This window comes from Acinetobacter tandoii DSM 14970 = CIP 107469 (genome assembly GCF_000400735.1).
GTDB lineage: Bacteria > Pseudomonadota > Gammaproteobacteria > Pseudomonadales > Moraxellaceae > Acinetobacter > Acinetobacter tandoii.
This window is the reverse complement of the sequence record NZ_KE007367.1, coordinates 1-11,135: the sequence shown is the minus strand read 5'-3', so window position 1 is coordinate 11,135 and position 11,135 is coordinate 1. Positions and strand designations below refer to the sequence as shown.

Genomic DNA, 11,135 nt, shown 5'->3' with positions numbered 1-11,135 from the left:
TGCTCTGGCTGCTCTGGCTGCTCTGGCTGCTCTGGCTGCTCTGGCTGCTCTGGCTGCTCTGGCTGCTCTGGCTGCTCTGGCTGCTCTGGCTGCTCAGCATCTTGCGAAGGTGGCGGTACGTCAATTTCTTTTCCCGCTTTACCGTCTTCTTTGTAGGTCGCTACCTGTAGATGCTTAACGGCATTTTCAGCAATTCGATCATCGACTTCATGAACACCCGGCTCAATCTCAATGACGCGATTCCCGTTATCGACAGCAACTTTGAATAACTTGTGCACTTCAATTACTGGTGGCATTTTCAATCTCCAATAAATAAGGCCCCGTAAGGAGCCTTATTTGATGTTGTGTTTATGCGGACAAAGCCAAAACTTTAATAGCATTTGAGTCAGTCAACATCCCACCTACACGCTTGGTTGTGTAGAAACCAACATATGGCTTGTTGGTGAAAGGATCGCGCAATGTACGAGTGCCCATGCGGTCTACAATCGTGTATCCGCGCTTGAAATCACCAAACATGATTGCATTTGCATCTGCCGCTGCATCTGGCATGTCTTCATTTTCTTCAATGCCGTAGCCGAGAAGCAAAGAAGGTTGACCTTGCTGTAAGCCTGGTTGCCATAAATAATTGCCGTCCGTATCTTTCAACTTACGTGCTTTTGCAACCGTTAAACCGTTCATCATGAAGGATGCATTTTGACGATAGCCGCGCTTAAGTGAATAAATTAAGTCAATTAAATTATCACCACTAAATACACCCGCTGAGCCTGAAACAAGCTTTTGCAAAGATCCAAATGCACGTGCATCATCCGCTTTTGTCGCTAAAGTATGCGCCAAAATACCTTTAGGCTTATTGGTTCCATCACCTGTTAAGAATGCTGAGCCTTCTTTTTCGGCAAACTCACGTGCCACTTCTTCTGATAACCATTGTTCTACATCAAAGAACACATCATCCAATGAGGTTTGTGTTGCTTGAGGGTTCGCATAGATTTCGCCCATAGTTGCAACAATTTGCGCCAATGTTGGAGTATTAGTTGCAGGTCGTGCAGTCGTTTCACCAACCCAACCTGAACCAGCGCCACCAAGATTGACTAATTTTTTGTAGTCCGATGTGCTCACCGTGATAGTGTTGCATACACGGCGCATTGGACTTTCGTCTTTCAAAAGTTGCAGTAATGTACGATCCAATTCTTCTGGTACCGCATACCCACCATCAGCCTCAACAGCGACTTGAACCGCTTTTTGTTGCAAATCAGCCAATCCGTCGTCCGAACCTTTGCGCAAGAACTGCAAAAATGCTTTTTTATGCGCTTCTACGTCTTTGCCTTTTGCAGCATCTGGACGTTTTGCAGCTTTAAGCTCTTTTTCCAACTCAGCTTTCAGGTTGTCAATTTCACCTAGCTTTTCATTCATCTTATCGGTTTTTTCTTCAAGCTTTTGCTTTTCAGCTTTGATCGCATCAAGCTCTTTGTCATTCGCCTTTTTAAAATCTTCGAATGCGCCTTTAAGCTCTTTTGCAACTTCGTTTACGTCTTTTTCATCAATAGCCATGAGTATTTATCCTCGTAAAAATGCTGTTAAGTCTTTCAATGATTGAAGTGCTTCATTCTGACCTTCAGCATCCCGCTGAGAATCTATTGCACTGTAGCCTTTGGACATAAATGCCTTGGCTTGTGAACGTGTAAACCCTACATCTCGCAGGGCGCGTTCAATTTTGGTTGGAGATGGTGTTTCACCTTTTTCAAGCAGTGATTTCACTTCTGAAATCCGTGCTTCATCATTCGCAGGCATGGTCACAAGAGACACTTCCCACAAATCGATTTCTTTTAAGAGATAGACCCCTTTTGAAGAGTCATATTCCCAATCTTTTAAGATGTACCCGATTGATAGACCGCCAAGGCTGCCTGCTTTGGCATGTGCATAAGCACGTTTAGCCAATGGATCATCATCAATAAGAAGGCGGCCTTTCACGTATAAGCCATGGTCGTCTTCTTTCATTTCTGTATAGATGCCGATTGGCTCTGACATTTTGTGTTGCCAGAGCAATGAAGGCAGGCGACCTTTTTCAGCCCAAGAAGAAAGGGACTTTTGAAAAGCCCCTTTAACCACCACATCTGAATAACTATCTTCGACACCAAATACCGAGCCGTAGCCTTCAAATTCTCCCGTATCTGTTAGAGATTTAATCTTTAACGGGATATCAAGACGCTGCTTTGTTTGCATCGTTTTCCCCTTCTGGATCTGTTGTCATATTCATTGGTGTTAGATAGATGTCCCCACCTTCACGTGGGTTCATATCCTCAAGCTCGCGGCAATCATTTGGACTTAACCACCCCCACTGAATGCCTTTGCCATAAGATTCATAGCGGGTTTTAAGATCCCCTCGAAGTAACGCCCCTGCATTGAATTTCGCGTAATGGGTTTTTCGGTCCTTCTCGCTAAGCAATCCAACTTTGATTCGAGACTCAATTCGCGTCATATAGGGAACCAATGAGTAGTTCACGAAGCTCATCCCCATATGTTCGATATTGTTGAGCGTCATTTTTTCCATATTGGCCGCCAAGTGCGGTGGCACACGGAAAAGACCGCAAATTTCAGTCGCTTGATACTGTCGTGTTTCTAAAAATTGAGAGTCTTCAAGATTTAATGCTGTCGGCTTCCATGTAAGACCCTCCTCTAAGATCATTGGCTTATAGGTATTGGCTAAACCTGCATAATTTTCTGTGAATTCATTTTTCAGACGATTGAAGGCCACATCAGTTAAACTTTCCGCTGTTTCAAGCACTCCAGAAGTCACTGCACCGTTTTTAAATAACTTTGTTCCGTGTTCTTCGGTATCTAATCCAAGTCCAATACACTTCCGCGCATAAGCAATCGGGTTAAGACCGTTTAAACCATCCAATGTGAATAATCGGACATGCCAAATTTCATCTTGGGATAGAGTCTTTAACCCGCCATTTTTGAAATTCACCTGATACTCCACGGTCCAATCATCGTTAAGCTTTGGTGTCACCGATGACGGATCTAATGGAAGTAACTCGACCACGTTGCCTAATGCATAAACCTTATAGGCATAAAAATTCCCGCGCAGGCACAAACAAACCATCAGTAATTCCCAAAACTCTTGGGCTGTCATGTAGTCATTTGGTGCCACATAAAGCAAATCGTGTAATCGATGGTTATCTGCTATTTCCTTATTTCGACCTACCCTTTTATACAAACGGCAAGGCAACATACCCATAGATTCAGATAGCACACGAACACATGTAAAAACTGTGGTGAGTTGCATCGCACGCAAAGGCGTTACTGGTTGCCCCATACCTGTTACATACTCAGCCCCAAAGAATTTTGCCAAATCATCAGGACTAGAAATGATTTGGGGAGTTGTCTTGAAACCAAGCAACTCCCCAATTTTTGTTTTTAAGCTCATTACAATTTCCTAATCCCGTGTTTCTCAAGATGACTAGATAGATTTGATTCCTCAGGACTACTGTTAAGTGTAAGGATTCGATTAATACCCATAAGGCTTGCTACAGCACCATCAATTTTCTTAAAGGGCTTTTCCTTATGAGGAAAATCCGTGTCGTTGGCACCCTTTTTAGAAACTACATTCCCAACCATCCAAGATAAAATTGGGTTCCCGTCGTGGTGCCATCTCCCTGAAGCAATTGCCGCCTCAAGCTCTTTCATTGCTGGTGAAAAAACTTTTGTGATTTTTGGGATCTTGATTGACGTATGACCTGCATCATCAACTTTTTTGGCGATTTGAAAGCCGCCCCATTCATCATATGGAACTTCTTGGACAACTAAATTCTCAGCATCATCAGTTATATCCTCGGCAATTTCATTTAAGTCATTCTCGGCACCATCACAAACAGTCAATAAATCTTGGTTTAACCATTTTTGATAACGCTCAATGACTTGCTTTTCATCACCGTTATAAACCGTGTCATAAGGTAAATAGAATCTTGGAGCGATACAGTAATAGTGAATCTTTCCATTAATGATTCGATAGAACAGATTGATACGCGCAGCAATATCGATCTTTGATGACAAATCCACACAAACCATGCAGGGATCATTTCTAAAATCCTCAATCTTTAAGGTCGTATCCTTGCATTTATTCCATTGCTCCATGTTGAAGAACGCTGATTTCGCAGAAACCCAAACATTGAGATGCTTAGTTTTGAACGTGTTCTGCTTAGAAGCATTTTGAACTGCTCGTCTTTGTTGGGACTCTAAGTAGTCTGCATAAACAGAAACGTTAAAATTTGGGTTAGCCTTCGCCAGCACCTTTGGATCGGTCCAGTCATCACCCTCATCAATTGTCCAAATCCAACCAAACAGCTCTTCATCAGGTACAACACCTTCAAGCATTTCTTGCACACGAACCCGCAGGTCATAGCAAGGACCTTCGATATTGAATCCTGCAGTTGTAATCGTAAAAATTAGCGGCTGTCTGCGTGCACCCATACCTGTTTGCATGGTGTCATAGAGTCTGGCATCAGCATGCTCATGATACTCATCCACAATTGCACAATGTGGGGATTGGCCATCAGGCGGATCGCCAATAATTGGCTCAAACAATGAACCATCAGTTGGGATTTCCAAACTGCCTGCATTTACTAAGATCCCTGCTGCTTCAACTAAGTCTGGTGAGCGATTCACCATTAGCCTTGCAGGTTTAAAGACTTCCCATGCTTGTTTTTCTGTTGTGGCACCTGAATAGACTTCCGATCCAAACTCACCATCGTTCGCAAACATGTTAAGTGCAACGCCAGCTGCAATTGCTGACTTACCATTCTTACGAGGCACTTCCCAATAGCTTTCACGGAAACGGCGATAGCCATCTTTCTTACGAATCCAACCAAAAGTGCAGGCAATGCCAAATTTTTGCCAATCTTCTAACTTAATTTTTAAACGTTTTAGTGCCCATTCACCCTTTGTATGAGGCAATAATTCAATAAAAAGAATCTTTTTTTCAGCTAATTTTGGTTCAAATTTATAAGGAAAATCGCGAGATTTTGATTTTTTTAGATCATCTAGGTGTCTTTGACACGCCAATTTTACCCATTTACATGCAGGGATCTTTCCAGAAGTTACTGACTTTGCCCATTTGTTGGCAGCGTCAACATTTGGATAATTGTCAGCCATCTATACCCTCACATGTCTAAAACTCCTGCAAATGCATTGCCCTTTTTCTTCTGTCCACCACCAGTTAAACGCGCACGGGAAGAAGGATCTAATCCGAGTAAAGAACCAAGCGTTGCCATCTGACGGACCGCCTCATTCATGGCGGTTAAAGCTGGATTTTTAATTGGTCCACCTTGAGATCCGATTACAACGATTCCATTCAAAGCCACTTCCTTCTGGGCTTTCCGCCAGTTTTCATAAGCCAAACAAAACCCTTCTACGTTATGCATATCGGTGATGCGTAGAATCTTATTTTTAAGTAGTTCAGGGACGATTGATTTCCAAATCATAGGAGCATATTCCAAAGCCTCCATGTATTCAGGCACATCAATATTTGTGACTTCAGAAAATTCAGGTACATGATTATTGAGTGGACGCTTGCCAGGATTGCCATTAGCTCTCTTTGTCTCTTGTGGTTTTGGCTTTCGGCCTCGCCCTGGCACTGATGCTATTCCGCCCATAAAGTCAACCCGTAAAATTTTTAATTTCGCGCACGTAAAAATGTGCCTCAGGGGGCGGTCATTTAGCTGAAAGGTCTCAACTTTTTACCTCCCCCCCTCCCTTTCTCAAATACAATTCAATCAATCATGTGGTTTGCTTTCTTGTTGTTACACTTTCGACATGCACAACGCAAATTATTCATTGAATGTGATCCACCTCTGCTTAGTGGGACAATATGATCAACCTCTGGTGCGTTGAATTCATATGTACCACGCAAATTCTTTGGTGTGGGAATCCCGCACAAATAACAAATCCATCCATCTCTATTCAGTACATCTATCGGATCAATTCGTTCTGCCTTTGATGCATTGCGCTTTAAAGCATCTAATCTTGATCTTTTAGCCCTGTAATATGGTTTTGATCTGATGTTCTTGTTCTCACAACTTGCTGAACAAAACTTCCTGAGATTTCCTTGGTATGGCGCATCACAAAATTCATTGCATACCACACAAAATGAAACTCTCACATGTGCTTCAGCTATTCGTGTATACGTTTCTCTAGAAACCTTAGCTTCTTCTGAAATACTTCTTATTCGACATTCTGCCGAGCAATACTTAGACTGTCCTTGCTTACTATTGAATTCAACTCCACAGCAAAGACAGGTTTTGATGGTTGGTATTTTCTTTAATTTATATTTTAGTTTGTCGTAACACTGCCTTGTGCAGCATTTCATTCTCTTTTGCTTTGGATTGAAAACACAATCACATACTATGCATTTGGCCTGTGGGTTACTATTTTGCATTAAGCTGCTCTATTGCGGTTTTCTCTTTATGGTGTAGCGAGCAAAGCGACTGTAAGTTGTTTAGATCATCTGTGCCACCGTGTGCTTTTGCCTTAATATGATCGACATCTGTTGCCAACGTTACACGACCAAGGGTAGCACACGTAACACATTGATAACCGTCTCGCTTCAAGACGAGCTCACGAATCTTTCTCCAAGCATGACCATAGCCTCGCTCAGTCGTTGATCCCTTTCGATCTGCTCGTTTGTTCCAGTTGCTGCGCTTGTCAGCATGTGTTTCGCAATAACCATGTTGGTTGCGTGACTTCACAATGTTAGGACAACCAAACTCACGGCAAGGTCTACTCATAATTAATCATCCAAATTGCGTGAGCTTCTTGGCTCTTCACTTTCATCTTCCAATCGAATCAAAAGCTCATTGATCTGTGCTGTCTGTTCGTTGTTGATCTGCACTAACTGGCTGATCAATTGAATCAACTGATTGTTTTGTTCCAACACCAAGTGACATGAGCACCCGCTGCATTCTTTCTTTGGCTTGTCTTGCATGTTTGATCATCCATTCACGGCGGGCTTCACAGCCTTGGCAGGTCATTTGGTAGATTCCAAATTGCTTTCCAAATTCTTCACTAATCGCTTTTGCTCTCGGATAAACACGGCGACTTCATCAATTAGTCTCTGAGGCATATCACATGGATGAATCATTGATGCGCCTTGAATGTTTTCTCTGTAGCATTTCAAATTCTTTTGAGCTTCAACTTTATCCATAAGCAACCTCGAATAAAAAGAAAACCCCGCCAATATCTAGAATTGAGCGGGGTTCTGTGCGCCGTAATACGTTCGGCTAGTCTTTAACTTCTTTCAAACAATTTCGGCACACTTTGATTTTTTCATTATCAACTGTGTAATCAATCTCAGTCGCACCGTGAAATCCAAACAAACACATCAAGAATCGGAGCATTACTTTTCTCCATACAAAAAAAAAGCCCACTTCCGTAGTAGATTGATGTGGGCTTAAACTAAGGACCTTGGAGGGTCATTGAGAAACTACAGCTGTTTCTAGAAGTAATCATGCATACTGGTTCGTGAATTTTATGTGAAAAATTAAAACAAACCAGTATTTAATGAATTATCACTAATTAGAATCTGGGTGGCGGCATTTGACTTTAAATCACTATGATTAAAGAAAGCCACCATTGGGTGCCCTGATATTGCTTACACAAAAAACATTTCTCAGGGCATTAAAAATGCTCACATTTCTGTGAGCGGTTTTAGGTTATCTCGTCTTTCCGAGTGTCAGTCGTTTTCCCGGTTAGACGATATATAACCTCGTCTAACTTAATAGAAAATTACTCGCAATTTACGACTCAATCAATCAGTTTATTTCATAATTTTTTGATAAATATCACGTTTAATTCACGAATGATATGATCTCTATTTGATAACCACAGAAGCTCAGTGCTGTGGTCCACGGCTACTCGCTTACTTTAAAAACCACTGGATAGGCACAGTATTTTTAGTTTTCAGCTTTCGTATTCATTTTTTGGCGGGGCATCACTCCCAAATCTGATTCTTGCTTTCCTGCATATCCTATCCATGCTCGATGAACTGCATGGGTTGTATCCTCTTTCGTGGGATCTAAACGTGCTTACTCAAACAGTCTTTAGCTAATTAGCAAGCTTTAGAATGTGGGCATTCTCTTCCCCTAGCTACTCACTTGTGCATGTCACAAGCACCTTTTTAGAAGCAACAAAAAAGCCCATCATTCGATGAGCTTAAAATTAGGTGGCGGCATTCAATTTAAACCACTACGAATAAATGTGCCGCCATAAAAAAACCCACAAATTACATTGTAGGCTATTAAAATTTAAAAGATTAGTCAGGGAACTATCTACTAAATCTGACGCGAATTTTGCAGAAAACCTAAACAGATTGCAATACCTAAAATGCATCTAAAATACATTTAATTCATATTTATTAGCCATCAACACTGCTGTCCCTATCGGGATAGTTGTAAGGGTTTAATTTTTCCATCTTGATATTCACAAACCCACAGGCTGGCGTTAAATAATGAATCAATTGCTTCTTGTTCTGATTTAAATTTTGTCGCTGACTCCAGATCTTTCACAAGGCGAATTACACCATCTGACCACACTTGAGCATATTCATAATATTTTTCATCACCTTTAATGCTACTATTTGTGATTCCAATATACTGTTTTGTCACCTGATTATTCTCTATTTTACTTTGGAGATATATTTATAACACAGGCAACAAAAAAGCCCACCTTTAGATGAGCTTTTAGATACTGGTGAAAGCATAACAACTTGCCACCATAACACGAATTTAAACCAAGTGTGCTGCACTGTCAAGATTGCAACATATCTATTTTCCCATCCAGGTATGCAAGACCTTTGTCAATTTCCGCTCTAATCGTAGCTTTACTGCATTTATGTGCAATTGCAATTGATAAATACGACCACTCATTTTCATAATAAAGTATTAAATACCATGCTCTTGAGGCTAAATACTCACGACTGTCATTGTGCATTGATGCGAGTAATTTACTTACCTGCACTGCCTCAAAATCATTAATCTCACATACCATAGATACGCGACTTGCGCGGACTCTGCTTTTGTCATTTTGGTCAATTAGTATTGCTAATGGATTGGCTGTTACATTAAATTTTACTGATCTTACCCAAAGCCCATATTGTTCTAACCACTGGTGGGCAGAACGCTTAGACCAATCCATGATTTGTTTTTTCACTACTGCATTCATGCCCTATCCCTCAAAACTTGGCAAATCTTTTAAAAACCAACATTGCTGCATCACGTGCATGCTCATTCGTACGACCAACCCAACCAGTCATACGCTTAAAATCCGTAGCTTTCTTTTTCGTTGCATTTGCTGCTGGATGAACCATTAAAAATTTAAAACCCTGCTCTTTGCACCAATCCTCCCAAATTTGCGCATCACGCTTTACTGATCCAACACCTTGAGACTTTTCACGACCTCCAGTGAACCAGGTACGCTTCCGAGCATCTTCAATGTATAAACAGACGTTACTGATTCCCCATTGTTCAATTAATTCCTTTACCTTCTCCATTGCCTGAGTAATTGATAAAGACCCCACTTGCTCCAGCTCCCCACCATTGCCACGGTCTGCAGCAACGGCGAAGCCTGTATTCACTCCTGTATCAATACCAATCAGGATTTTAGTCATTCAGTACAAACTCCCGATCATCTTTGCAGAAACATACATAGCCAACTTGTACGGTTAAATTGCGGTACCCAATGCCTTCATCAAAATCGAATAAGCGGTCGCCGTGCTGATACTTCAAGCTATTAAAGAATGGTTGCTTCGTGAAAAATGGTTCAAATTCTTTCCGTAAATCCACTTCTTGAATGACCTTCACATCTGCTTCAAGACAGCTAAACGGCGTGCCATCATTCAAGCGCCCCATTACTCGCCCATCTTCCACTCGATCTAAAACGCCGTAGCCATGAAAGCGTTTTCCAGAATAGTCAGTTGCAGACTCACTGATGAAATCTACTTCTACGCGGTCGCCTTTTTTCATGATGTCACCCCAATCCATTTAATTTCAGAGCTTCATTTACATGAAGGTCAGTAACTATTGTTGTTGGTGCAATATGATTTCTAATGTCGGATACATCGTCCGTGCGGTCATGGTCAGCAAGTGCTGCACGGATGTCTTTAAGGTGAATATCGCTACTACATCTAATAAACCCGTTTGTATACATCCCCATATGAGCGTTCCAGCACACAGCCCATTCGGGTGCACCATCCACAATTTCACGCATTCTCTCGATTGTTAAATTCATGATTTCACCTTCTCAGATTTGCGCTTTTCTCTAAGCTTCTTGGTTCTCACTATCGATGCAGCTTTATCGCATCCAACACAGCAATTGTTTGACGTATATCGCAAGGTTCCACCACACGCCTTGCAAGTGGTTCCGTGATAGCGCTTTTCCCCCTTGTTGAGCGCTTCATTTCTCGCGGTAACGCTTGGGTTGTTTCTTCTTGCACGCGCTTCTGACACAGCACTCGCCATCACTTCACGCATGGTCTTTTGAGCTTTGGGTTTTGAATTATTCCAACCCTTGTTGTATTCCCCCGAAAAGCCTTGAGGCAATTGCTCGATAGCACCACCATTTGATAAGAATGCTTCGAGCTGTGAATCAAGCTCATCTCGAAGTGATTTCTTCTGCTCCATCTGTGCAAAGGTGGTGTTTCTGCCGATCTGGACGGCTTGAATGCGTTGCTGTAGTAATTCGTTCATGCTGCACCAGCCTTACCCACCATAAAGCTTGGCGGCGTTGGTAGGGTTTGCTCAGTTGGTTTCCATAAGTGCAGGCAGAATGGATGGTTATTCACATAGTCGCTTTTAGGTGGGTGATACTGAATTACGCAATCATCTTCACCCCAAAACAGGGACTTGATGAAACACATTTCTTCCCAAGTTGGACAGCGTGTTGGAAGTGAAACACTGACATGCTCCCAACCCATTTGATCACTAGCAATGACAGTGAAAACACATTTCTTGGTCTTCACCCAAAATGCACCATTGTTCCCATAGCTCTCATTGCTCGCCAATGGTCCCGATTTAATTCTGAATTTCTCTGGAACAATAAAACTCACACCCCACCTCCTACCAAAGCAGCAATATCTCTAGGCACAG

The 11,135-nt window shown here is 42.0% G+C and carries 16 protein-coding genes; all 16 read right to left on the bottom strand.

Features of this window, described 5'->3' with window-relative positions:
• The coding region (locus I593_RS20760; RefSeq protein WP_016167338.1) for a hypothetical protein at nucleotides 1-296 on the bottom strand (296 nt) is incomplete at its 3' end.
• Nucleotides 297-348: 52 nt separating this feature from the next.
• The gene (locus I593_RS09440; RefSeq protein ID WP_016167337.1) at nucleotides 349-1,548 is read right to left on the bottom strand and encodes a phage major capsid protein; all 1,200 of its coding nucleotides are present in this window, start codon (nucleotides 1,546-1,548) and stop codon (nucleotides 349-351) included.
• A 6-nt stretch (nucleotides 1,549-1,554) separates the two neighbouring features.
• A complete protein-coding gene (locus tag I593_RS09435; RefSeq protein ID WP_016167336.1) occupies nucleotides 1,555-2,220 on the bottom strand; it encodes an HK97 family phage prohead protease in 666 nt (221 codons plus the stop codon).
• Entirely contained in the window at nucleotides 2,198-3,427 is a 1,230-nt protein-coding gene (locus I593_RS09430; RefSeq protein WP_016167335.1) for a phage portal protein, read from the bottom strand. The genes I593_RS09435 and I593_RS09430 overlap by 23 nt, the downstream gene beginning before the upstream one ends.
• Nucleotides 3,427-5,151, bottom strand: coding sequence for a terminase large subunit (locus I593_RS09425; protein ID WP_016167334.1), 1,725 nt, complete (start codon nucleotides 5,149-5,151; stop codon nucleotides 3,427-3,429). Before I593_RS09425 ends, I593_RS09430 begins: the two co-directional genes overlap by 1 nt.
• 8 nt (nucleotides 5,152-5,159) lie before the next feature.
• On the bottom strand, nucleotides 5,160-5,651 hold the full coding sequence (locus tag I593_RS09420) for a phage terminase small subunit P27 family (protein WP_016167333.1): 492 nt from the start codon (nucleotides 5,649-5,651) through the stop codon (nucleotides 5,160-5,162).
• A 116-nt stretch (nucleotides 5,652-5,767) separates the two neighbouring features.
• Nucleotides 5,768-6,364 (bottom strand): HNH endonuclease, encoded by a 597-nt coding sequence (locus tag I593_RS21050; protein WP_081401272.1) that lies wholly within the window; start codon nucleotides 6,362-6,364, stop codon nucleotides 5,768-5,770.
• Between the two features lie 58 nt (nucleotides 6,365-6,422).
• On the bottom strand, nucleotides 6,423-6,782 hold the full coding sequence (locus I593_RS09410; protein ID WP_016167331.1) for an HNH endonuclease: 360 nt from the start codon (nucleotides 6,780-6,782) through the stop codon (nucleotides 6,423-6,425).
• A 66-nt stretch (nucleotides 6,783-6,848) separates the two neighbouring features.
• Nucleotides 6,849-7,025 (bottom strand): hypothetical protein, encoded by a 177-nt coding sequence (locus I593_RS20050; RefSeq protein ID WP_016167330.1) that lies wholly within the window; start codon nucleotides 7,023-7,025, stop codon nucleotides 6,849-6,851.
• A 1,404-nt stretch (nucleotides 7,026-8,429) separates the two neighbouring features.
• The gene (locus tag I593_RS09405) at nucleotides 8,430-8,657 is read right to left on the bottom strand and encodes a hypothetical protein (protein ID WP_016165276.1); all 228 of its coding nucleotides are present in this window, start codon (nucleotides 8,655-8,657) and stop codon (nucleotides 8,430-8,432) included.
• 142 nt (nucleotides 8,658-8,799) lie between these two features.
• Nucleotides 8,800-9,213, bottom strand: coding sequence for an antiterminator Q family protein (locus I593_RS09400; protein ID WP_016165275.1), 414 nt, complete (start codon nucleotides 9,211-9,213; stop codon nucleotides 8,800-8,802).
• 10 nt (nucleotides 9,214-9,223) lie between these two features.
• Nucleotides 9,224-9,658, bottom strand: coding sequence for a hypothetical protein (locus tag I593_RS09395; protein ID WP_016165274.1), 435 nt, complete (start codon nucleotides 9,656-9,658; stop codon nucleotides 9,224-9,226).
• Nucleotides 9,651-10,013, bottom strand: coding sequence for a hypothetical protein (locus I593_RS09390; protein ID WP_026440883.1), 363 nt, complete (start codon nucleotides 10,011-10,013; stop codon nucleotides 9,651-9,653). Before I593_RS09390 ends, I593_RS09395 begins: the two co-directional genes overlap by 8 nt.
• Nucleotides 10,014-10,017: 4 nt before the next feature.
• Complete coding sequence (locus I593_RS09385; protein WP_016165272.1) at nucleotides 10,018-10,278, bottom strand: hypothetical protein; 261 nt, start codon at nucleotides 10,276-10,278, stop codon at nucleotides 10,018-10,020.
• Entirely contained in the window at nucleotides 10,275-10,736 is a 462-nt protein-coding gene (locus tag I593_RS09380) for a hypothetical protein (protein WP_016165271.1), read from the bottom strand. The genes I593_RS09385 and I593_RS09380 overlap by 4 nt, the downstream gene beginning before the upstream one ends.
• A complete protein-coding gene (locus I593_RS09375) occupies nucleotides 10,733-11,095 on the bottom strand; it encodes a DUF7694 domain-containing protein (protein WP_016165270.1) in 363 nt (120 codons plus the stop codon). Before I593_RS09375 ends, I593_RS09380 begins: the two co-directional genes overlap by 4 nt.
• Nucleotides 11,096-11,135 lie beyond the last annotated feature (40 nt).

Coding starts and splice junctions, on each gene's coding strand:
- I593_RS09440 (WP_016167337.1), bottom strand. CDS start 1,548: ATGGCTATTGATGAAAAAGACGTAAACGAAGTTGCAAAAGAGCTTAAA.
- I593_RS09435 (WP_016167336.1), bottom strand. CDS start 2,220: ATGCAAACAAAGCAGCGTCTTGATATCCCGTTAAAGATTAAATCTCTA.
- I593_RS09430 (WP_016167335.1), bottom strand. CDS start 3,427: ATGAGCTTAAAAACAAAAATTGGGGAGTTGCTTGGTTTCAAGACAACT.
- I593_RS09425 (WP_016167334.1), bottom strand. CDS start 5,151: ATGGCTGACAATTATCCAAATGTTGACGCTGCCAACAAATGGGCAAAG.
- I593_RS09420 (WP_016167333.1), bottom strand. CDS start 5,651: ATGGGCGGAATAGCATCAGTGCCAGGGCGAGGCCGAAAGCCAAAACCA.
- I593_RS21050 (WP_081401272.1), bottom strand. CDS start 6,364: ATGAAATGCTGCACAAGGCAGTGTTACGACAAACTAAAATATAAATTA.
- I593_RS09410 (WP_016167331.1), bottom strand. CDS start 6,782: ATGAGTAGACCTTGCCGTGAGTTTGGTTGTCCTAACATTGTGAAGTCA.
- I593_RS20050 (WP_016167330.1), bottom strand. CDS start 7,025: ATGACCTGCCAAGGCTGTGAAGCCCGCCGTGAATGGATGATCAAACAT.
- I593_RS09400 (WP_016165275.1), bottom strand. CDS start 9,213: ATGAATGCAGTAGTGAAAAAACAAATCATGGATTGGTCTAAGCGTTCT.
- I593_RS09395 (WP_016165274.1), bottom strand. CDS start 9,658: ATGACTAAAATCCTGATTGGTATTGATACAGGAGTGAATACAGGCTTC.
- I593_RS09390 (WP_026440883.1), bottom strand. CDS start 10,013: ATGAAAAAAGGCGACCGCGTAGAAGTAGATTTCATCAGTGAGTCTGCA.
- I593_RS09385 (WP_016165272.1), bottom strand. CDS start 10,278: ATGAATTTAACAATCGAGAGAATGCGTGAAATTGTGGATGGTGCACCC.
- I593_RS09380 (WP_016165271.1), bottom strand. CDS start 10,736: ATGAACGAATTACTACAGCAACGCATTCAAGCCGTCCAGATCGGCAGA.